Raw genomic sequence first — 22,056 nt, forward strand, 5'->3', positions numbered from 1 at the left:
AGCTCCCCGCGCTCCACGCCCTCGCGCAGCACGGTCTCCACGACGGCGACGGCCTCGCGCCGGACGACCATCAGGGTGGACTGCCAGGTCCGGTTTCGCCGCGTACGGGCTGCTGCTGTGGGCCCCCGGCCTGCCGGCCCTCCCCTGCCTCGTTCTCGCGCTGCACGGCATGTTCTACGCGGCCACCGACGGGGTCCTCCCGGCCGCCGTCGCGGCCACCGTCCCGGCCGGGCTGCGGGCCACCGGGATCGCCCTCGTCGGCACCGGCCGGGCCCTGGCCCGGTTCGGCTGCTCCCTCGCCGTCGGCGCCGCGTGGACGGTCTGGGGCTCCGGCCCGGCCCTCGCCGCCGCCGCGGCCGGCCTGTGCTGCTGCGCCGCCGTCGCGGGCTTCGTACTCCGTCCGACGGCCCCGGAGGGCGACGCCCCCGGCCCGGCCCGCACCCCTCGCCCCCGACGCCCCCGAGGAACCCGATGACGCGCTCCCGCCGGCTGCTCGTACTCGTGCTGGCCGTGCTGCTCCTCGGGGGTCTCGCCGCCGTCCTGGTGCTGCGCGCCGCCGCCCGCGGCGAGCAGACCCGGGAGGGCGATCCCACGGTCGCCCGCGGCGAGGTCGCCCTCGGCCGTACGGACGCCCTGGCCTTCCTCAACGGCGCTCAGGGCCCGCACCGCGGAGCGCTCGTCTCGGTACCGGCCCGGACTCCCCGGGCGGAGCGCACCGCCTCCGACCTGAACTGCCTGCGCTTCCACGCGGCCGCGGGGACCGGCGTCTGCCTCAGCTCCACTCCGGGGGCCCTGTCCCAGGAGAACCGGGCCCTGATCGTCGACTCCGGCCTGCGCACCCTGCGCGGCTTCCCCCTCGCGGGCACCCCCTCCCGGGCCCGGGTCTCCCCCAGCGGGCATTTCGCCGCCTGGACCGTCTTCGTCTCCGGGGAGTCCTACGGCTCCGCGTTCTTCTCCACCCGTACCTCGATCGTGGACACACGGACCTGGGCGCTCGAACCAGACCTGGAGAAGTTCTCCGTCCTGCTCGACGGGAAGCCGTACGGCGCGGGCGACGTGAACGTCTGGGGCGTGACCTTCTCCAAGGACGACGACACCTTCTACGCGACCCTGTCGACGGGGGGCCAGACCTACCTGGTGAAGGGCTCGCTCGCGGGCCGCAGCCTCGTCACCCTCGCCCAGAACGTCGAGTGCCCGTCGCTGTCGCCCGACGAGACCCGGGTGGCGTACAAGAAGCGCGTGCTGCGCGGTGCTTCCCTGTGGCGCGAGCACGTACTGGACCTGCGCACGCTGCGGGAGCAGCCGCTCGCGGAGAAGCGCAGCGTGGACGACCAGGCCGTCTGGCTCGACGACCGCACCGTCGCCTACTCCCTGCCCACCGAGGGGTCCGTGGACACCACGGACCTCTGGACGGTCCCGGCGGACGGCACCGGAGCCCCCCGCATCCTGGCACCGGCGGCCTCCTCGCCGGCCCGTCTCGGCTGACGGACGGCTGACGGACGGCTGAACGACGGCTGAAGGACCCGGCGAACGGCGGCCGGACACCGGACGGATGCCGGCCGTCGGCCTCAGGGCGTGCCCGCGGGCACGCGGAATCGTTGGGGCGGGCATGGGCACTACACATGCGACCGGCTCGCCCTCCGTGGCGCGGCACAGGGCACCCGAGCGCGGCCCCGCCGTGCCGGTGCGGGGGATCCCCCGACAGCAATCGGGCGGTACCACCCCCGCCGCCGGCGGGGGCGACGGGCCCGTCCTCTTCGACCAGCTCGTGCGGGAATGGGAGGCGCGCGGAGCCACGGTTCCCGGCCGGCCCGACCCCCTGTGGGACCGGCTGATCACCTACGAGCACTTCGAGCGGGAGACGGACGCCACGCTGCGCAGCCTGCGCCTCGACCGCGCCGACCCGCAGCCGGACCCCGTCGTGCCGGGCCCGCGCTGGCGTCGGGCCTGAGGGGCGCGTCCGTTTCCCCGTTTCCCCGGTCCCTCGACACCTCGGTCCTGCGGTCCTGCGGTCCCTCAGTCCCTCACCGGCACCGCCGCGGCGAGCCGCCCGGCCGCCGGAAAGTGCAGACGGTCCAGCCGGGCCCCGTACGGCCACTCCCGCGCCCGGTGGAAACAGAGGTCGCTCGGGACGGGCGCCTCCCGGAGGTCGGCCACGTGCGTGCCGTCGGGCAGCCCGGCGGCCGTGGCCGCGCGCAGCGGATCGGCCGATCCCGCCCATTCGGCGACGGGCGCCGGCCGCGGCCACGGTTCCCCGGTGTTCGGGAACAGCCAGTCTCCGCCGCCGGGGACGCTCGGTGCGCCGCCCGCTGCGGAACCGGCCCCGGCGGCCTTGCGGGCCCGCCCGGCGTACGCCAGGAGCAGGGCGGGCAGCGATTCCGCGACCAGCTTGACCTCGGGGTACTCCCGGAGTTCCGCTGTGTCGGAGGGGACCGAGACCACGTACCCCCATTGCCCGGTCTCCGGGTCGATCCGGGCCTGCGCGAGCGCGTGGCCGCGGCCGTACCGGACGTGGGCCAGCGGCCAGTACGTCCCGTCGCCGCCCAGCATGCGGTGCAGTCGCGGATCGACGGCGCGTTCGGGCGGCCACGGCAGCAGGTCCAGCGGGGGGAGTCCGGTGACGGTGACCCCGCCGATCTCGCGGAGCACGACGCGGACGTCCTCGGGGACCGTGACGGGCCAGGTGTCCAGGTCGGAGTCGGCGCGGCCCGCCGCGAGGACGACGAATCCGGGGTGGAGGGCGGCCAGTTCGCGCAGTTCGGCCACCGCGCGGTGCGGGGCGTCCTCGGGCAGCGCGTGGCGGCGTACGGGACGGGCCAGGAAGTCCCCGCTCACGAGGGAGCGCAGCAGGAGGGCCCGGCCGCCGGCGCCGACGCCGGCGAGCCCGAACTGGATCTCGCTGCCGCTGGTGTCCGCCGTGCCGTGCGCGGTGGAGAAGTACGGCTCCCAGTCCACCCCGCACGGGTATCCGGGCAGGTCGCGCAGGTCGGCCACATCGGTGAGCGGGTCCCCGCGCCCCACGAGGGCGGCCAGTTCGGCGTCCGGGCCCTCGGCCGCCCCGACGCTCGGCACGGCGGTGACGAACACCTTCGGCCCGGTGGCGGAGGCGTCCTCGCCTGCCGTCAGGCGCGCCGCGAGGCCGGCCAGCCATCCGACGAACTCGGGCGCCTCGACGGTGACGTCCCGCGCGTCGTCGCGGTACGGGTACACGGAGACGAGCGGCCCCCAGTCCCCCGCTCCGGCGCCGACGATCAGCGAGCCCTCGCCGTAGTCCAGTTCGCCCAGCGTCCAGCAGCCGTCCTCGAACACCTGGCGGCCGCGCGGTCCGAAGGCGAAGCTCTCCTCCTGGGTCTCCACCCCGCCGATCGCCCGCAGTACGGTCCGCAGTCCGTCCGGCACGTCCACCGGCCAGGCGTCCATCTCGGCATCCGTGAACCCGTCGAGCAGCTCGATCTCCCCGGGCCGCTCCCGCGCCAGCTCCCGCAGCGCGCCGACCACCTGGGCCGCGTCGGTCATACGCCCCCACCTCTCGCGTCTCGTCCCCGTGCTGGTCGGGCCTCCGATCGGGCCCGGCCGCGCCGTTGCCCCGGCACCGTACATTGCCGCCGTGACGCAGTGGGCCGCCCGGCCCGTGGGGGCCCGAGGCGCTCGGCCTCGTCGACGCGGAGTTCGCCGCGGCCCGCACCTGGGCGGCGGAGCGGGCGAGACCACCACTCGTGATCACCACCCCGTTCGCGGTCCAGTGCTGTGACCGGGGGCCCACCAGCCGGCCGGGCTCGGTCCACGAGCCCCCGGCCCGTGGAGCGGGAGGCCTGCCGGCCGCGGCCCGCCGCCCACCGCCCGCCGCCGGTGGTCAGGAAGCCTGCTCCCGGCCGAGGAACAGGACGGTCGTGACGGTCCCGGCCAGCACGATCGCCGTGTTGACGACGATCGCGGTGGTGATGCCGGAGTGGATGCCGGTGTGGGCCGACGCGATCGCGCTCATGACCGGGGTGCCCATCGTGATGCCGATCTGCTGCGTCATGGTGGCGAGGCCGGTGGCCATGCCCTGCTCGTGGTCCGGGAGCCCGGTGGTGGCGGTGACCATGAAGCCGACGATCACCAGCATGTTGCCGATGCCGCCGGCGAAGGTGGCGGCCAGCAGGAGCCACAGGCCCGTGGAGGAGGTCCCGAGGGCGACCAGGCTCAGCGTGGCGGCGGCCTGGAGGAGTCCGCCGGCGATCAGGGTCGTCCGGGTGGACGTGGCCGCGATGACGCGGGACGCCAGGGAGCCGCCGATGACGGTGCCGAGGCCCAGGACTCCGAAGGAGAGGCCGGCCGCGAGCGGGGAGAAGTCGAGGACCTCCTGCAGGTGGAGCGTCATGAGGAAGACGAGGCTCGTCTCCGTCAGGAAGGCGATCAGTCCCGCGGTGTTGCCCCAGGCGACCGTGCGCTTCTTCAGTACGGAGACGGGCACGAGCGGACTGACGGCCCTGGACTCGACGGCGTAGAAGGCGATCAGCAGGAGCACGCCCGCCGCGAGCCAGATCAGCGCCGTCGCCGAGTCCCAGCCGTGCTCGCCCGCCCGCGTCAGACCGTAGATCAGGGCCAGGAGGCCCAGGGTGACGGTCGCGGCGCCGGGCAGGTCGAGCCTCGGGCGGGTGACGGGGCGGGACTCCTTGATGACCGTCGGGGCGATCGCCAGGACCGCCAGGGCGACGGGGACGTTGACGAAGAACGCCCAGCGCCAGGAGAGCAGGGACGTCAGGACGCCGCCCAGGACGGCGCCCGCCGTGAATCCGGCCGACATCAGCGCACCGTTGAGGCCCAGCGCCCTCTGGCGCAGCGGTCCCTCGGGGAAGGAGGTCGTCAGGAGCGACAGGCCGGCCGGGGTGACCGCGGCGGTTGCCAGCCCTTGGAACACCCTGGCGGTCAGGAGCATTTCGGGGCCGGTGGCCAGGCCTCCGGCCAGGGAGGACAGGCCCAGGACGGCGAGGCCCGCCAGGAAGACCCGGCGGCGGCCGAAGAGGTCCGCGATCCGGCCGAAGAGCAGGGTGAATCCGGCGGCGCTGAGCGCGAACGACGTCGCGATCCACTGGAGGCCGGAGAGCGGGAAGCCGAGCCCCTCTCCGATCACCGGCAGTGCCACGTTCAGGATCGAGAAGTCGACGGCCAGCATGAACTGGGCGACCAGCAGGACCCCCAGGACGAGCCGCAGGCGACCGTCGGGCCGAAGCCCTTCGGACTCCCGCACGAGCTCCCCGCCCCGCTCCCGTTTCCCCTTCGTTTCCTCCCTCTCCCTCTCCCTCTCCTCCCGGCTCCCCTTCTCCCCGGCCGTGTCCACGTGCCTGCGTGCGCTCCCGGTAACCGGCATCGCCGTACTTCCCTTCCCTCGTCCGTCACGTCGTTCCGGACAGCGACTCTGGTCCTTTCGAGGGGAGTTACCCAGCCCCCTGGTTCTGATGGCGCCGGGGAAGCCAGCACTGGCAGGGCCACCCTCGGCGGGCCCGCTCCCCGGGCCGGCGCGGCACACTGGCACCCATGGACACACCCACTGCCCTGGGCGACTTCCTTCGCAACCGCCGTGCCCGGCTCCAGCCGGAGGACGTCGGGCTGCCGGCGCACGGCGCTCGTCGGCGCGTGCCCGGACTGCGCCGCGAGGAGCTGGCGCTGCTCGCCGGAGTGAGCATCACGTACTACACGCACCTGGAGCAGGGCCAGAGCACGAACGCTTCGGACAGCGTCCTCGACGCGCTCGCCCGCGCCCTGCGCCTGACCCCGGACGAGCACGCGCACCTACGGGACCTCGCCCGGCCGCCCAAGGCCAGGCGGGCCCGGTCCCCGCGTCCCGAGCACGCCCGTCCCGCCACACGCCGGCTGATCGCGGCGATGCCGCAGATCCCCGCCGTCGTGCTGGACGGGCGCAACGACGTGCTCGCCTGGAACCCGCTGGGTCACGCCCTGCTCGCGGGGCACGTCGATCCGAAGAGCCCGGACGACCCGGCCGCCCGCCCCAATCTGACGCGCATGCTCTTCCTCGACCCGCACACCCGGGAGCTGTACGCCGACTGGAAGAACGAGGCCCGCGTCGCCCTGGCGGCGCTGCGGCTGGTCGCCGGCCGCAATCCCGAGGACCGCGCGCTCGCCGAGCTGATCGGTTCGCTGATGCTGCGGAGCCCGGACTTCGCGGCGCTCTGGTCACAGCAGCCGGTACGGGACTGCACGGTGGGGACCAAGGCTCTGCGCCACCCGGCCGTGGGTCCGCTGACCCTCGACTTCGAGAACCTCCACGTGGCCGACGGGACCGCCCACCGCATGCTGCTCTTCAGCGCTCCTGAAGGTTCCCCGTCCGACGCGGGGCTGCGGCTGCTGTCGGGCCTGGTCGCCGATTCCGACCCGCGACTGCTCGATGATGCTTGTTCGGACGGAGTTTCGAGCATCTCTTGACATAGACAGGCGCCTGCGCTGCACTTTGGCCACTCCCTCCGGCCGTCACGGCCGGAGGGAGACACGCCCGTGCACTCCCCCGACACCCACCACACCTGGGGACTGGCCATGCACCTGCTCAGATTCCTGACCGCCTCCGCCTTGGCCGTGGCCGCGCTCTCCCTGCCCGGCGCCACCACCGCGTCGGCTTCCGCCCCGGCTCCTGCCCCTGCTTCCGCCCCTGCCGCTTCCGCCGCCTCCGCCGGTTCCGTCGGTTCCGTCGGTTCCGTCGGTTCCGCCACCTCCGCCGCCGGGGTGCCGCAGACCGTGCCGGCGTTGCGCCAGTGGACGGCCGGCAGCGGCACGTACAGCTTCACGAGCACCAGCCGGATCGTCGTGGACCCCGCCTACACCGCTCAACTCTCGGACGAAGCAACCACGTTGGCGGAAGATCTGGGTGCACTCGCCGGGCGTCCGGTGGCCGTCACCACCGGGACCGCCTCCCCCGGCGACATCGGCCTGAGCCTCGGCGACGGTTCGCTGCCCGCCGAGGGGTACCGGATGACCGTGGGGCAGAGCGTCGCCATCCGCGCGGCCACCGATGCCGGCGCGTTCTACGGCACCCGTACCGTGCTGCAACTGCTGCACCAGTCCGCTTCGGTGACGGCCGGCACGGCCGTGGACTGGCCGACGAAGGCCGAACGCGGGCTCATGATCGACCAGGGCCGGAAGTTCTTCACCGTCGCCTGGGTCGCGCAGCACATCAAGGAACTGGCGTACCTCAAGCTCAACTACTTCCACTTCCACGTGTCGGACACCTTCGGCTTCCGACTGGAGAGCACGACCCACCCCGAGATCGTCTCCACCGACCACTACTCCAAGCAGGACATCGCCGATCTGGTCGCGCTCGGACAGAAGTACCACGTCACGATCGTGCCGGAGATCGACACCCCGGGGCACATGAACCAGATCCTGGCCGCCCACCCGGAGCTCAGGCTCAAGGACGGCGCGGGCACGGCGAGCCCCGATTTCATCGACCTCTCGCTCCCCGCCTCGTACACGCTGATCAAGGACCTGATCAACGAGTACCTGCCGCTGTTCCCCGCGGCGTACTGGCACATCGGCGCCGACGAGTACGTCACGGACTACAACAGGTACCCGCAGCTGCTCAGTTACGCCCGCGCCCACTACGGCGCGAACGCCACCGCCAAGGACACCTACTACGGATACGTGAACTGGGCGGACGCGCTGGTCCGTGCGGCCGGCAAGACCACCCGGATGTGGAACGACGGCATCAAGGCCGGCGACGGCACCGTCACCCCGAATCCAGCGATCCTCGTGGAGTACTGGTACAGCTACGGCCTCACCCCGCAACAGCTGGTCGCCGCCGGGCACAAGGTCGCCAACGAGTCCTGGACGCCGACCTATTACGTGCTCGGGGGTGCGAAGCCCGACACCAGGTGGATGTACGAGAACTGGACCCCGGACACGTTCGAGGGCGCCAACGTCCTCGCGGACGGGTCGAAGAACCCCGGTTCGCTGCTCCACGTGTGGTGCGACAACCCGAACGCCGAGACGGAGACCCAGGTCGCCGGCGGCATCATGTACCCGCTGCGCGCACTCGCGCAGCAGACCTGGGGCTCGCCGAAGCCGGTGAGCACCTACGCCGCCTTCACCCCGATCGTGGCCGCGATCGGCCACCATCCCGCCTGGCCCGGCAGCTCCCAGCCGGGCAACCTCGCCCTCAACCGCCCCACCACCGCCTCCAGTACCGAGACCTCCGCCTTCCCCGCCCCCCTGGCGACGGACGGCGACCCCGGCACCCGGTGGTCGAGCGCGTACGCCGACCCGCAGTGGCTGGAGGTCGACCTCGGGTCCAGCCAGGCCGTCGACCGGGTGATCCTGCGCTGGGAGGCCGCGTACGGCAAGTCCTTCCAGGTCCAGCTCTCGGACGACAGGGCCACCTGGCGCACCGCCTATGCGACGACGACCGGCGCGGGCGGGGTCCAGGACCTGACCGGGCTGTCCGGGTCGGGCCGCTACATCCGCGTGTACGCAACCCAGCGCGGCACCCCGTACGGCTACTCCCTGTACGACTTCGAGGTGTACGGCGGACGGTTGAGCGGGACCCGGACGCTCACGGCCGCCGGGAAGGCACTCGACGACCCGGGGAGTTCCCCCGCGTCCGGCACCCAGCTGATCACGTGGACTCCGCACGGCGGGCCCAACCAGCAGTGGCGGCTGACCCTCAACGGTGACGGCAGCTACGCCATGGCCAACGGCTCGTCCGGCCTCTGCGCGGACGTCGCGGGCGGCTCCACGGCCGCCGGTGCGGCCGTGGTCCAGGCCACCTGTGGCGGCGGCGACAGCCAGCGCTGGCTGATCACGGCGCTCGGCGGGGGTGAGTACGCGGTCACCAACAAGAAGAGCTCGCTGCGGCTCACCACCGCCTCCGGCGCGGAGGGAGCCCCGGCCACCCAGCAGCCGACCGGCGCTTCGGTGTACCAGCGCTGGCAGATCGGCTGACGGCGGACGGCGGACGGCTGACGGCCGGCAACGGGCTCAGCGGGCGAACGCCGGGCTCAGGCTGATGTGGTAGCCGTCCTGTTCCATCCGCCCGACGGTGACGCCGAACGGGTCGGGGTGTGCCAGTTCCACGGGAGTGAAGCAGCGGCCCACCGCGGCCCGGATCGGCGGGATCAGCTCGCCGCCGGGCTGCGGCGCGGGGGCCGGCTGCCAGTCGGGGGCCGTCGACGCCCAGCCCTCGGGGCTGTGGCACAGGAGCTGCTCGGCGTAGGGGAACGAGTGCAGCACGTGTCCGTCCGGGGTGGCGAGGACCACGTTCACGCACGGCGCCGGGCCGACGACGGGCAGCTCGCAGGCGGTGGCGACGTCGCGGGTCTCCCACGCGAGAACGACCTCGTCCGCGCCGGCTGCCGCGGCGAGGTTCGCGAGCTCCGCGATGGCGGCGTGCGCGTCCTGGCCGGCCTCGGGCGCGGGAACCGAGATCAGCCCGACCAGCTCGCCCCGCACCAGCGGCATCATGAGCGGGCGCGGCACGCTCCCCTCGCCCAGCTCTGCGGTGTACGTCTCCCTGACCAGGGCGACCAAGCCCTTCCACAACCGTGCTTTCACGGGAGCCTCCTCCGTCTGTCGTAGGCGATCACCGCCGACCCTGCCGCTCGAGCTTCAAAACGAGGTGCGAAACGAGGTGCGGCAAAGGCCGGTCGAAGATCAGAACGGAACCGACAGACCGGCGTCGCGCAGTCGGGCCAGAGCGACGGACATGCACTGCTGAACTGTCCTCCCGTCAGCTCGCATCCCATGCGCCAACGGTCCGCCGCTGGCGGCGAAGGTCCACGCCGGCGCGTTGTCGGCCAGCCGCTCGGCGTCCACCCTGATCATGGCGTTCACACCCTGCTCGCCCAGCCACTCCAAGATCAGGAGCGTCACGTCCTCGACGCCCCGTTCCTCATCGGTCTTCGGCCCACGGCTTCGGTTCCCAGTCGTCATCACCCCGACTGTATCGGGGCCCCGGGACGCCTGGAGGGTGGGACCGACGGGCTCGGTCGCACCCTCGCCGTCCCCGATCGGAGCAGGTCGATTCCCGGGACAGCCAGGACCGCCCGAGCCCGCCGCCCGCTCACGCGGCGTCGGCGCCGCCGCAGTCCGGGTGTCCCCAGCGGGAACCGAGCTTGGTGATCTTCTCGCCCGCGGCGTACTGCTTGCCGCACGGGCAGGTGCCGGGGAACTTCGCCTTGATGGTCACGCCGCCGCGCACGGCCGTCGCCTTCCCGGCGGCCGCGGCGCCGGTCCCGGCACCCGGCGCGCTCCGGCGCGCCGAGGCGCCGCGCGAGGAGGAGGTCCGGGCGGGCGTGCTGCGCGCGGGCGCCGGGACCGGCATGGCCTCGTGGCCCAGCGCGGTGCCGGCCGGCTCCTGGCTGACGGCGGCGTCGCTGGCCGCCTGGTCGGCGATCGCGTTCAGGTGGTCGCCGTCCTCGCGGTGCGCGGGGACGTAGCGGAACTCCACGTCCCGGTCGCTCAGCAGCGCGTCGATGCTCTCCACGAGCTCCCGGTTCGCCACCGGCTTTCCGGCCGCGGTCTTCCAGCCGTTGCGCTTCCAGGCCGGCAGCCACTGGGTCACGGCCTTCATGGCGTACTGCGAGTCCATCCGTACCTCTACGGCGGTCCCCGGCTGCACCGCCTCCAGCAGCCGCTGCAGGGCGGTGAGTTCACCCACGTTGTTGGTGGCCCGCCCGAGCGGCCCGGCCTCCCAGCGCTCGGGGCGCCCGTGCGTGTCGGCGATGACCCAGGCCCATGCGGCTGGCCCGGGGTTTCCCTTGGCCGCGCCGTCACAAGCGGCGAAGATGCGATCAGACATCCCCCGATCATGCCTCACCCGCGCCCCTCCCCGTGCACGGCGGCGGCCGGCGCCCCCTGGCGGGGGGCGGGGAGCGGGTCCGCACGCGGACCCGGGTGCGGATGCGGCTCCGGGGCCGGGTCCGGAGCCGGGTCCGGGTGCACGTGCGTACGCGGCAGGATCCGGTCCAGGAAGGGCGGGAGCCACCAGTTGGCGCGGCCCATCAGGAACATCATGGCCGGGACGAGCACCAGCCGGACCACGGTGGCGTCCAGGACCACGCTGACGGCCAGGCCCAGCGCGAGCATCTTGACGACGACCGTGGACGAGGCGGCGAAGGACAGGAAGACGGCCGTCATGATGAGCGCCGCACTCGAGATGACGCGCCCGGTGGCCGCCAGGCCCGTGCCGACGGCAAGGGTGTTGTCCCGGGTGCGCTGCCAGGTCCCCGCGATGGCGGAGAGCAGGAAGATCTCGTAGTCCATCGACAGGCCGAAGACGATGGCGAACATCATCATCGGTACGAAGGACTCGATGGGCACGGGCTCCGACAGCCCGACGAGGCCGCTCCCCCAGCCCCACTGGAACACCGCGACGAGTACTCCGTAGGACGCGGCGGTGGTGAACAGGTTGAGGACGACCGCCTTGAGCGGAACCACCACGCTGCGGAACACGACGGTCAGCAGCGCGAGCGCGGCGGCCAGCACGATGCCGATGATGAACGGCAGCCGGTCCTTGACGGTGTCGCGGAAGTCCAGTTGTCCGGCGGTCGAGCCGGTGAGGTGGCCCTCGGCGCCGGTGCCTCGCAGCGCGGTGGGCAGGGTGGCTCCGGTGAGTTCCGTGAACAGGCTCCCCGTGGCCGCGCTCTGCGGCCCCTGGGCCGGGGTGAGCGTGGAGAGGAGCAGCTTTCCGTCGGGGCTCGGCGTGAGGGGGGTGAAGCGGGCGATCCCGGCCGTGTCCCGCAGGGCGGCGGTGACCTGGCCGCTGATCCGGTCGGCCGGGACGGTGGCGTGGCGGAGGTCCGTCACCAGGACGAAGGGGCCGTTGGCGCCGGGGCCGAAGCCGGGTCCCTCGCCCTCGGCGATCCAGTCGTAGGCGTTGCGGGTGGTGCTGCCCGGCCGGTCGGCGCCGTCGTCGACGTGACCCAGGCGCAGGGAGAACAGCGGTACGGCGCACAGGGCGAGCAGCAGCGTGCCCGCGGTCAGGAACGCCCACGGCCGCCGGGCCACCAGGGCGGCATAACGGTGCCAGCGGTCGTGGCCGCCGGTGGTCTCGGCGACCGGGCTGCGCAGGGCGAAGCGGTCGATGCGGCGCCCCACCAGGCCCAGGGCGGCCGGAACGAGGGTCAGCGCGGCCGCACCCGTGACGATCACGACGAGGGTGGCGGCGAGCCCCATGCGTCCGATGAAGCCGAGTCCGCACGCGTACAGGCTCAGCATCGCCACCGCGACGGTGACCGCGGCCACCACGACCGCGCGTCCGCTGGAAGCGGCGGTGCGGCCGGCCGCGTCGACCGGATCGTGCCCGTCGACGAGGTCCTGCCGGAAACGGGTGGTGAGGAAAAGGGCGTAGTCGATGCCCACGCCGAGGCCGATCATCGTGGCGAGGGTGGGGGCGGCGGTCGCGAAGGTCAGGGCGCCGGCGACGATGCCTACGACGCCCATGCCCACGCCGACGCCGATCAGTGCCGTGACCAGGGGCAGCAGCGCCGCGGCGACGCTGCCGAAGGCGAGTACGAGGATCAGTAGGGCCACGACGACGCCCGCCGCCTCGCCGGCCTTGTCGTCGGCCGGCGGCCGCACGACCTGATTAAGGTCCCCGCCGTACGCGACCCGCACCCCAGAGGCGCGGGCCGGCCCGGTGGCCGCGTCGAGCGTGTCCGTGTAGGCGTGCCCGAGCGCTTTGACCTGCCGGTCGAAGGCCACCGTCGTGTAGAGCGTACGGCCGTCCGTGCTGGTCACGGCCGGGGAGGCGGTGGTGACGTGGGGCATCTCCGCGAGGCCGGCGATGCTCTCGTCGACGGCCTGCCGGTACCCGGCAAGCGTCCCCTCGTCGACGTGGAAGACCACGCGCCCGCTGGGGTCGCCGACCCCCGGGGCGGAGGCGGCCAGCAGGTCCGCGCCGGTACGCGACTGCGTGCTGGGCAGGGTGATCTGGTCGCTGTAGGCCGGGGCGGCCAGCTGGCGGCCGAGCACGGCGCCGCCCAGCAGGAGGAGCCAGGCCGCGATGACCCAGACGGGGCGCCGGGCGCAGAGGATTCCGAGGCGGCGCAGGCGGGAGGCCCGTGCCGGGGGTTCGGGTTCGGGCGGCTGGGGGCAGTGCACGACGCCTCCGGGAACGTGTCGGACAGGAAGGTCAGGACCGATGCGAAGCACCTTGGCAGAAAATGGCAGGACTGACAATTGGCGTGAGCGACAATTGACGTGCCTGACAATTGACAGAGGTGACGTCATTGCTAGGCTTCGGCCATGAGCCACGATCAGGCCGGCACCGGCACCGAGCCCGGCCTGCGCGAACGCAAGAAGGAGCGGACCCGCAAGCTGCTGCGCGAGGGCGCCGCAGCGCTCTTCGCCGAGCGCGGCTTCGCGGGCACCACGGTCGCGGACATCGCCGCCTGCGCGAACGTGTCGGAGCGCACCTTCTTCCGCTACTTCGACAGCAAAGAGGCCCTGCTGCTGCCCGACAGCGTCGACGTCTTCGGCTACGTGGAAGCCGAACTCGCCCGGCGCCCCCCGGAGGAGGAGCCGCTCGAGGCGGTGTGCAACGCCCTGATCTCCGCCGTGGCGCCGTTCGCTGCCTCCAGCCTCACCGCCCTGACCCACTCCATCTCCGTGGCGGGCGGCGAGCACGCGGTGGCCGCCCAACTCGTGCAGCTCTTCGCCGAGTTCGAGAACCGCCTCACGCTCATGGTCCTGGACCGCCTCCCCGCCGGCACGCCCGACGCCGACCTGCGCGCCGGAGTGATCGCGGGCGCCGCCCTCGCCGCCGTACGCGCCGTCCTGCGCACCCAACGCCGGCGGCGCGAGAACGGCACCGTCACCGACACCCCTCCCTCCCACCTCCTGCGCGAGGCCTTGGGGATGCTGAAGCAGATCGGATCCGTACCGCGATGAAGTTCCGCCGCACCCCCGTCCTCGTCACCGCCGGCATCGTCACCGCGCTCACCGCGGCGCTGTGCACGGCCGACGTGGTGGTCGCCCACTCCGCCCAGGACCGCATCGCACGGGCGGCCGGCTGCCGCCTCCAGGCCGGTGGACCCGTCAGCGCCGAACTCACGGGCACTTTCGCCGGACTCCGCGCGCTGACGGGCGAGGTGGGTTCCCTGCATCTGGCGGCGCAGGGCGTGCGCCGCGCCGACACCGAGATGAGCGTCGAGGCCGACCTCCACGACGTCACGCGCGACGGAGCCGTGGGCGGCGGCCGGGCGACGGCGACCATCCCCTACAGCTCCCTGCAGAAACGCCTGGGCGACTCCGCGCAGGCCGGCGGCGAGGACGCCCCGGCCGACATGAAGGTGGGCGGCGACGCCGAGGGACTCACCCTCACCGGGACCGTGGGCCGCCTCGGGCTGCCCGTCACCGTCCGCGCGAGCACCAGCACCACGGCGAACAGCCTCACCATCACGCCGACGACGGTGACCGTACTGGGCCGCGAGCTGCCCATCGCCTCCCTCAGCGGGCTGCCGGGCGCCGCCGACCTGGCGGGGCGGCTCGCACCCCGCACCGTGGACGTCGGCGACCTTCCCGACGGGGTCCGCCTCACCGGGTCCCGTCCCACCAGCGCCGGGCTGAGCCTCGACGTCTCCGTCGCCCCCACCTCGTCCGCGGCCGGCGACGAGGGGAAGCGCTGCACCTCCGTGTGACCCGCGACGAGTAGCGGGCCCTCGCGACACGGGCCGGGAAGGTACCTACGAGGCGGACGCCCTCACTGAGGGCAGGAAAGCGGGGTGAGGCCCGCACTGGTGAACACGTAGCTGACCGATCGTTTGTCCGGTCCCGGATAGGAGACGACGACGGCGGTCCCGTGGCTGTTGGTTCCGCCGTACTGCGGTGTCATCTGCGTATAGGCGCGTCCGCGGAGGTCGGCGGCCCACGTCGCGGTGGAGTCGGTCCAGGTGATCACATCTCCGGCGACATGGACCCAGTCGATGGGCGCCCCCTCGACCACCAAGACCGGCGCCGGCCATCCGGCCCTCCAGGCGTACAGATTCTTGTTGTCCACTCCGGTCCACGCCCACGTGGTTCCGTCGCTCGCCGAGGCCGGTGAGCCGTCAGCGGCGGCCAGTGCCGCGGGGAGGCTGCCCGGCTCGCCCTGCGGGGTGACGGCGGTGAGCTTCGTGGCGGTGTCGATGGCGAAGGCCTCCGGCCAGACCAGTGTGTCTCCGGCGAAGAAGGAGGGCGCCATGCGCCCGGTGTGCACGATCTTGTCGGTCGCCGAGGCGAGATCGTAGAGATGGACCTGCCGCTGGACGTCGGTGAGTTTCTGGTCCTTGGTCCCGTCGCCGACTCCCTGGACCCAGGTCGCCTTGCCGTTGTTGACCCACGGGTACATGAACGGCCCGGGCACCGCGTTCCCGGCGGCGCCGACTTGGGTCTTGGCGATGCTCTTGGGGGCTCCGCCGGCCTGGGAGTCCCAGGCGAACAGCTCCCACTTGGAGCCGACGTCGTTCGAGGCGAGGATGTTGAAGACCAGCCAACGGCCGTCGAAGTCAGCCAGGCCGAGGCCACCCTTGCCGGAGTCGGCGGCGGTGTAGATCGTGGTGCGCTCGCGACCCTGGTCACGCAACCAGACCAGGGTCACACGGCCGTCGCGCCGGCTGGCGGCGATCACCGAGGAGCCGTCGGGCGCCACGGCCATCGGGTCCAAGGACTCGCCCTGCGCCGCCTGGAGCGTGCCGGCGGTCTGGGCCTGTTTCCAGGCGGCTGGGGTGTCCACCTTGCAGAACGGCTTGCCGGAACCGGGCGGGGGCACGGAACCGGACGGCTGGGAGGGTGCTGCGCTGCTCGGGGTAGGAGACGCTGCTGTCGCCTCGGAAGTGCGCGGCTCCGGCGAGCACCCGAAGGTGCTCGCCAGCGCCACGCCCACCGCTGCGATCAGCAGTCTCCTACCAGTTGTAGCCACGTCCGCCCATGATCGTCACGAGGGTGCTGTCGGGCATGCCGCTCCGTGAAGGCACGCTGGACCACACGGTGGTCGCCGAGTCCAGGTAGGCCGCCCAGTCCCCGTCGTAGCCCTGGAACGGGAACCAGTGGTAGATCGTCGACTGGTTGTTGGGGTGGCCGACGAGGTGCGGGCCGTTGTGGACCTCCATCGCGTTGCCGACCAGGGAGGCGTTGGCGTCGGTGTCGCCTATGAGACGGTTCTTGAACGCGGCGACGTCTGCGCCGGTCGGGGTGTACGGCAGGTCGACCCTGACGTAGGGGAAGCCGCCCGCTTCGTCGTTCAGCTGCTTGCCCATCTGATCCACGCCGGTACCGCCGTTGTTCGGCGTGATGCCGATCCAGCTCGCGAAGGTCCCCTGGTCGTAGTTCCAGATACCACGCATGCCCAAGGCCATCACCAGCGTGGCCGGCCCACAGTAGTTGTTGTACCACTGGCCCTGGTGGGTGTTCGCGAGCATCTTGCTGGTCGCTAAGGTCGAGGTCTTCGGTTGGTGGGCCGCCATGTACGCGTCCTTCGACTTGAGTTCGGCCGCAGTCGCGCTTCTGCCGCCCCAGCCGTCCTTGGACCGGTCGCTCCGGTCGTCGTTGGCGGCCTTGGCCGCCCCGACCTCCTGCGCGGACAAGGTGCCCACCCCGGAGGACGGGGAGTCCGCCGAGGCGGCCTGCGGGGTGATGAGTCCGGCACATACGAATGCGGCCAGCACTCCTGCCGTGGTGGCCTTCACTGCAATGGTCATGATGTCCTTCGGATGGTGGGTGGGTTTTTGGGAATCAGCGTGCTGAGAGGCGGCGCCGTGCCGGCCCCGCCGACCGGGCCTGTGGGGCCGGGCCCCCGAAGTGCGGAAGGGGTCGTCCTGCTGGGTGGCCCTTGCGGTGGGAAGGTCCTTCACCGACCAGATGGATACGGAAAATGGCGGAAGAACGGGTCGATCCCCTCACGCATCCACAGGGAATAAGAGAGCGACGCCCGGGATTTCCGAACGAATCCAGACGCCCTTCCTCCGGAGGCGCAGATCCTCACACGCCGAACCTCTTGAGGGGGATTTGAGGTTGACCGGTAAACTCCAGCCACAGCCGGCCGGACTGTCCAGAAGTGACGACTGCCGACGGCTCTCGGCCGCCCACGCCGCCACCCCGCGGGAGGAGAAGCGGAGCTTCCACCCTCACCCCCGCGACCGGCTCCGAATGAAGCGTCCAGCAGACATCACGGCACACCCGTGTCCACGGACACGCCGACATCCGGGTGAGCACCGCCCGTCCGTCGGGAACTCCAGCCGCCGAAGCCGGGGTTCACGGGAAAGACTGAGGAGTGGCGCCCCTGCTCGCCACTGCTGAGCAGCAGCCCTTCGGGCCCCCTGGCCTCGGACCACTCCTCCAGTTCCTTGAGTGCACGGCTTCATACGGACGGGGCTGGTGAGGCAGGACGGCCGGGCCGGCGGACCGTCGCGCCGTCTCCGGCGTATGAGTCGACGAGCCGCGTGAGCGTCATGGACATGACCGAAAACTGTCGGCCGCCCGGCGGGCGCTGTCCAAGGTGTCCCAGGATGTGCGTACCGCTCCGGGAACCGGGCGGAGGCGCGAAGCGGGCAGCGGGCAGCGGGCAGCGGGCAGCGGGCAGCGGGCAGCGGGCAGCGCCAGGTTCCGCCACCGCACGCGCCCCGCCGCCCGACCGGGTGGACACCCACCCTGGGAAATCGGCTCGCGCGCGGGATCGCCGGGCGACGAGGATGACCCGACCACCCCGTCGTCCGGAAGGACCTCCCATGAACGGCCCGCCGCGGGACCGCGCCGCACACGCCTCCCTCGACGGCCTGGTGATGGGTGACGCCTTCGGCGACAGCTGGTTCACGCTCTCCGGCGAGAACGTCGAAGAGCAGTGGGCGGCCCGGCAGTTGCGCCCCGCCCCCTGGCAGTGGACGGACGACTCCGCCATGGCCTTCGTCCTCTTCGCCCATCTGCGGACCCACGGCGAGGTCCGACCGGGCCGGCTGGCCCGGGAGTTCGCCGCGGAGTACGCGCGGGACGACGGACGCAAGTACGGACCCTCCATGCACGGCGTGCTGCGCCGGATCGGAGAGGGCGAGGACTGGAGGAGCGTCACCTCCGGCCAGTTCGAGGGACAGGGCTCCTACGGCAACGGCGCCGCGATGCGGGTCGCGCCGCTCGGAGCCTGGTTCCGCGACGACCCGAAGGCCGCCGCCGAGCAGGCCCGGCTCTCCGCGCTGGCCACGCACGCCCACCCGGAGGCCGTCGCGGGAGCCGTGGCCGTGGCCGTCGCCGCCGCTCTGGCGGCGGCGGGCTCGGACCACGTCGCCCCGTCGCGCACCGAGTTCCTCCGGGAAGTCGCCGCGTACGTACCGCGGAGCGACGTCGGTTCCGGGCTGCGGGTGGCCGCGGGCTTCCCGGCGCACACGTCGGTGCGCCATGCCGCGTCGGTGCTGGGCTCGGGGTGGCGGGTCTCGGCGCCGGACACCGTGCCGTTCGCCCTGTGGTCCGCGGCCGGGCACCTGGACGACCTGCCCGAGGCGCTGTGGCAGACGGTGGCCGGGTGGGGCGACCGCGACACCACCTGCGCGATGGCGGGTGGCGTCGTCGCGGCCCGCACGGGAACCGCCGCCGTCCCGCCCGCCTGGCGCGCGGCACGCGAGCCCATCCCCGCGTGGAGCCGCTGGACTCCCCCGCAGGTGGCGCCCGACGGCCGGCCAGTACGCCATCCGTAGCGCGTGATCACGAGGGGGAAGACCCGGCAACCGGGGACCGGGGACCGGGGACCGGGGGCGCCCGCTTCTCAGCTTGTTCCCCATCTTCGGCGGTCTGCGGCTGGGTCGGGCGGGCCCATGAAGGCATCGATCTTTTCGATGATCTTGCGGAGCTCGCGGGCTCCGCGAGGTGACATTGCCCGGATCACGCCGTCGAGCAGGGCACGGCCTTCGAGAGGGTTGCCGCAGCAGTACCAGTGCACGTTCCCGAACTCGTCGTCGTGCCAGAGCTCACGCGCGGGCCGGTGGACGTAGTCCTTCCACAAGCGCAATGCCGCGCCGATGTCCCCCGGTTGGAGGTAGTTCCGCGTGCGTTCAAGGCGAACGATCTCGGACAGCGTTCGCGGGGAGAGGCGGTCGATGGCCGGCCTTGAGTGCTGTGACTGCTGCCGGTCCGGGGTTCCTGCCCGGATGCGTCCTGGCCGTCTACGCGGCATGGACCTTTCGGTTGGTCGTCATGCCATACATGGTGCCACGAGGTCGAACGGTGTCTCGAACGGGTTCCCTCGCCTGGGGATTCGCCGGACGTGGGGGCGGCCTTCGTCTGATCACGTGCTCCGACCAAGGAGTACACGTGAACATGACGAAGGCCGCGAGGGTGATGTCCCGTCTCATTTGATCTTGCCTATGGTCGAGGCTGTGAACAGGGGTGATGCAAAGAGGGTTGAGACGGATCTTCGGCGGAGTCTCAGCTGGCGTTGTCTCCATCAGCATCGCGTGGTGCCGTTCCAGATGCGACTTGCAGGACAGCTGACAGCTACCCGGCCGTCGCGGCCGCCCAATAGTCACGAGTCACGGGCCTCTGCCCCTGGTACGACTTGACCGTACGCACCGGCGATAGCCGCTCGAACTTCAGCGTCCAGCAGGCCGACAACAGCTCGCGGCGGCGTACGCAGTCCTCATCGACATTCGCCACTTCGAACGCAGCCTGCCCCAGCTTTCCGGTCTCCACCGCCAACCCCCGACAAGATCTCGCACCGATCAGACCGATCCGAGCAAACCCATAAGAAGGCGCTGGTCACAAGGGATACGGCCTCAAACCGCCCCGGAGAGGAAGATCAGCGAGAGGTCGACGAGGCGGTTGCATGATCTGAGGTCTCGAACGCGTTAGTGAACGTCTCGTGGGCCGCGTGCGACGAGCGGGCAACGGCTGTCTTCAGGCAGGACAACGATGAACTCCCACGCACCGTCCTCAACGCGGGCCAAGCCAATCGACGTGGCGGCATCAAACGCCTCAGAGGCGGGTCCTGCCCCGTCGGTCAACTCGTCGAGCCTCGCGTAGTGCTTCGCCAGAGTTGGGGATGGGCCGTTGATCCACAAGGGAACCTTTGCACCTTTGAGAAGCGCGGCAAGCAGGTCGTCGCGGGCTTCCCCTTCAGCGGCAGCCTGAACCCTAGTGTGAAGGCGTTCCTGTGTGCACGGCTGCGTCGGGGCGACGTCAGCCTGCCGACGGCAGCGCAAACACGACTGCAGGGCGTCGGGCTCGAACAAGTGCAGATATCGGGTGGTATGCCGCGCCGAAATGCCGCACAGCGTCCCGCGAGCACCCACTGCGTGCTCGACACCAGGAGCACCGTTCACCTCACAGGCGGAGAATCGGGCTGGCTCCCGCGCTGTGGCGAACGACCAGCCATCGTTCGTGACGGGGATCATGCGGATGAGCTTGCCACAGCTGTCCATCATCACTCAGTCTGACCGCCGGCATGCGATTCAGCCGGCAAAGCGACAACATCGCTTGAGACGCATCAGCCTGGCCGACACCATCACCTGAGACCCCTCACGTAGCCCGGCGTGGGAGCGACAACGTCACCCGAGACCAGCAGCGAATCCAACAAGATCACCTGAGACAGCGAGAACATCACGAGAGACAGGACAGGTGAGTCGGCTGCCTGATGCTGTCCGCAGGGAAGCGTTCGCGGAGCGTCACGCTTCCGGGGCGAGTTCTATGACTGTCTGACCGCCCGGCGTGAAGAACTGTTCGAACTGACTGATGCCCTGCTGTGCGTCGACAGGCCGGTGGTCTCGCCTGTGGACCTGACGCTGGTGCCCGAGCACCGTCGTGGGCACAGAGCGTTGTACGGAGCCCTCGACCACGGCCGGATCGACGTCGACAGGTTGCGGTCCCTGCTGGCCGACATGCCCCTGCCGCGCTTCGACGGTAGTCGTCTGGTGCTGACGGTCGATGTGTCGCCGTGGCTGCGGTCGGACGCACCGTGCTCGGCGGACAGGCTGTTCTGCCCCGTCTACGGGCGGGCAAAGTCCGCGTCGCAGTTCATCCCGGGCTGGCCGTAATCCTTCGTCGCCGTCCCGGAGCCCGGCGCCACGTCGTGGACCGGGATCCTGGACGGGGTCCGGCTCGGGCCCGAGGACGACGCGACCGCGGTCACCGCCGCCCAGCTGAGGACCGTGGTCGAGCGGCTCGTCGCTGCCGGCCAGTGGACGCCCGCAGACTCGGACATCACGATCGTCATGGACGCCGGCTACGACGTCACCCGTCTGGCCTGGGTGCTGCGGGATCTACCCGTCGAGCTGGTCGGGCGGATCCGCAGTGACCGGGTGATGCGTCTGCCGAAACCACCGAGGATGCACGGCATCAATGGCCGGCCGCCCAAGCACGGGCCGGAGTTCCGCTTCGCCAAGCCCGAGACCTGGCCCGAACCGGCGATCACCACGGCCACCGACACGGTGAACTACGGAAAGGCCGAAGCCCAGGCGTGGGACCGGGTCCACCCGAGACTGACCCATCGCTCGGCTACTGTCGGCGCATGCAGCCAAAGGTGATCTTCTTCGACCTCGGGGGTGTGGTCTGCCGGTTCCTTCCGCAACGGCGCCTTGACGCGCTCGGCGATGCGTGCGGGGTGAGTTCGGACCAGGTGGAAGGTGTTCTCTACTCGTCCGGGCTCATCAGGCGCGGGGAGCTCGGGCATGCCTCGTCCGCGGAGATCCATCGCACGGTGGTGGACGGGCTGGGGTACCCGGGGAGCTTTGCCGAGCTCCGAGAACTCTGGTGTCGCGCGTTCCAACCGGATCCACACGTGTTGCAAGTGGTGGACCGGCTGCGCCCGCTGCGGACGGCCCTGCTCACCGACAACGACCCTCTGCTTCTGGACGCGCTCCCCCATGTGTTCCCCGAAGTCGGGTCCCGCTTCGACCCCTTGCTCTTCTCCTGCCGGCTCGGGGCTGCCAAGCCCGATCCGGTGGTGTTCGCTCGGGCGCTCGACCTGACGGGCTGTGCTCCGGCCGAGGCCGTGTTCATCGACGACAAGGCCACGAACGTCGCTGCCGCCCGAGAGCTGGGGATCACCGCGATCCAGTTCGTCGGCGCCGCCGAGCTCGTGGCCGAGTTGGACGGGCTCCTGGCACCATGAGC

At 71.8% G+C, this 22,056-nt stretch carries 16 protein-coding genes and 3 pseudogenes; 10 read left to right on the forward strand and 9 right to left on the reverse strand.

The window, feature by feature from the left end; translation table 11 throughout:
* Positions 1–101: pseudogene (locus ABZY44_RS20240) on the reverse strand (TetR/AcrR family transcriptional regulator); the annotation flags it as partial.
* Between the two features lie 2 nt (positions 102–103).
* Between ABZY44_RS20240 and ABZY44_RS20245 the strand changes: the two are divergent.
* The 3 genes and pseudogenes from ABZY44_RS20245 to ABZY44_RS20255 form a co-directional block, all read left to right on the forward strand.
* A pseudogene (locus ABZY44_RS20245) lies at positions 104–475 on the forward strand (hypothetical protein); the annotation flags it as partial.
* Complete coding sequence (locus ABZY44_RS20250) at positions 472–1,485, forward strand: TolB-like translocation protein (protein WP_356655653.1); 1,014 nt, start codon at positions 472–474, stop codon at positions 1,483–1,485. The pseudogene ABZY44_RS20245 and the gene ABZY44_RS20250, both read left to right, overlap by 4 nt.
* 124 nt (positions 1,486–1,609) lie before the next feature.
* Positions 1,610–1,951, forward strand: coding sequence for a hypothetical protein (locus tag ABZY44_RS20255; RefSeq protein ID WP_356655655.1), 342 nt, complete (start codon positions 1,610–1,612; stop codon positions 1,949–1,951).
* A 65-nt stretch (positions 1,952–2,016) separates the two neighbouring features.
* Here the strand turns inward: ABZY44_RS20255 and ABZY44_RS20260 are convergent, their stop codons facing one another.
* Together ABZY44_RS20260 and ABZY44_RS20265 are read right to left on the reverse strand one after the other, a co-directional pair.
* A complete protein-coding gene (locus ABZY44_RS20260) occupies positions 2,017–3,516 on the reverse strand; it encodes a hypothetical protein (protein WP_356655657.1) in 1,500 nt (499 codons plus the stop codon).
* 337 nt (positions 3,517–3,853) lie between these two features.
* A complete protein-coding gene (locus ABZY44_RS20265) occupies positions 3,854–5,233 on the reverse strand; it encodes an MFS transporter (RefSeq protein WP_356655659.1) in 1,380 nt (459 codons plus the stop codon).
* Positions 5,234–5,520: 287 nt separating this feature from the next.
* Here ABZY44_RS20265 and ABZY44_RS20270 point away from each other — a divergent pair, with 287 nt between their 5' ends.
* Together ABZY44_RS20270 and ABZY44_RS20275 are read left to right on the forward strand one after the other, a co-directional pair.
* Positions 5,521–6,426, forward strand: a complete 906-nt coding sequence (locus ABZY44_RS20270; protein WP_356655661.1) for a helix-turn-helix transcriptional regulator — start codon at positions 5,521–5,523, stop codon at positions 6,424–6,426.
* Between the two features lie 69 nt (positions 6,427–6,495).
* A complete protein-coding gene (locus ABZY44_RS20275; RefSeq protein ID WP_356655663.1) occupies positions 6,496–8,931 on the forward strand; it encodes a family 20 glycosylhydrolase in 2,436 nt (811 codons plus the stop codon).
* A 36-nt stretch (positions 8,932–8,967) separates the two neighbouring features.
* Here the strand turns inward: ABZY44_RS20275 and ABZY44_RS20280 are convergent, their stop codons facing one another.
* The 4 genes from ABZY44_RS20280 to ABZY44_RS20295 form a co-directional block, all read right to left on the reverse strand.
* The gene (locus ABZY44_RS20280) at positions 8,968–9,540 is read right to left on the reverse strand and encodes a hypothetical protein (protein WP_356655665.1); all 573 of its coding nucleotides are present in this window, start codon (positions 9,538–9,540) and stop codon (positions 8,968–8,970) included.
* 99 nt (positions 9,541–9,639) lie between these two features.
* On the reverse strand, positions 9,640–9,918 hold the full coding sequence (locus tag ABZY44_RS20285) for a hypothetical protein (RefSeq protein ID WP_356655667.1): 279 nt from the start codon (positions 9,916–9,918) through the stop codon (positions 9,640–9,642).
* 130 nt (positions 9,919–10,048) lie between these two features.
* Positions 10,049–10,786 carry a ribonuclease H gene (locus ABZY44_RS20290; RefSeq protein ID WP_356655669.1) on the reverse strand — a complete coding sequence of 246 codons (738 nt, stop codon included), beginning with the start codon at positions 10,784–10,786 and terminating at the stop codon, positions 10,049–10,051.
* A 14-nt stretch (positions 10,787–10,800) separates the two neighbouring features.
* On the reverse strand, positions 10,801–13,089 hold the full coding sequence (locus ABZY44_RS20295) for an MMPL family transporter (protein WP_356655671.1): 2,289 nt from the start codon (positions 13,087–13,089) through the stop codon (positions 10,801–10,803).
* Positions 13,090–13,233: 144 nt separating this feature from the next.
* On the opposite strand from ABZY44_RS20295, the gene ABZY44_RS20300 reads away from it, so the two are divergent.
* Together ABZY44_RS20300 and ABZY44_RS20305 are read left to right on the forward strand one after the other, a co-directional pair.
* Positions 13,234–13,878, forward strand: coding sequence for a TetR family transcriptional regulator (locus ABZY44_RS20300; protein WP_356655673.1), 645 nt, complete (start codon positions 13,234–13,236; stop codon positions 13,876–13,878).
* A complete protein-coding gene (locus tag ABZY44_RS20305; RefSeq protein ID WP_356655675.1) occupies positions 13,875–14,627 on the forward strand; it encodes a DUF2993 domain-containing protein in 753 nt (250 codons plus the stop codon). Before ABZY44_RS20300 ends, ABZY44_RS20305 begins: the two co-directional genes overlap by 4 nt.
* A 62-nt stretch (positions 14,628–14,689) precedes the next feature.
* Here ABZY44_RS20305 and ABZY44_RS20310 read toward each other — a convergent pair whose 3' ends face one another.
* A complete protein-coding gene (locus tag ABZY44_RS20310; RefSeq protein WP_356655677.1) occupies positions 14,690–15,700 on the reverse strand; it encodes a hypothetical protein in 1,011 nt (336 codons plus the stop codon).
* Positions 15,701–15,869: 169 nt separating this feature from the next.
* The gene (locus tag ABZY44_RS20315) at positions 15,870–16,664 is read right to left on the reverse strand and encodes a hypothetical protein (RefSeq protein ID WP_356655679.1); all 795 of its coding nucleotides are present in this window, start codon (positions 16,662–16,664) and stop codon (positions 15,870–15,872) included.
* Between the two features lie 1,026 nt (positions 16,665–17,690).
* Between ABZY44_RS20315 and ABZY44_RS20320 the strand changes: the two genes are divergently transcribed.
* From ABZY44_RS20320 to ABZY44_RS20330, 3 genes and pseudogenes are all read left to right on the forward strand, one after another.
* Positions 17,691–18,647, forward strand: coding sequence for an ADP-ribosylglycohydrolase family protein (locus tag ABZY44_RS20320; protein ID WP_356655681.1), 957 nt, complete (start codon positions 17,691–17,693; stop codon positions 18,645–18,647).
* 1,915 nt (positions 18,648–20,562) lie between these two features.
* Positions 20,563–21,440: pseudogene (locus tag ABZY44_RS20325) on the forward strand (transposase); the annotation flags it as partial.
* A gap of 11 nt (positions 21,441–21,451) precedes the next feature.
* Complete coding sequence (locus ABZY44_RS20330; RefSeq protein WP_356655683.1) at positions 21,452–22,054, forward strand: HAD family phosphatase; 603 nt, start codon at positions 21,452–21,454, stop codon at positions 22,052–22,054.
* The last annotated feature ends 2 nt before the right edge of the window (positions 22,055–22,056 follow it).

Source organism: Streptomyces sp. NPDC006544, from assembly GCF_040611715.1.
In the GTDB taxonomy this organism is placed as follows: Bacteria; Actinomycetota; Actinomycetes; order Streptomycetales; family Streptomycetaceae; genus Streptomyces.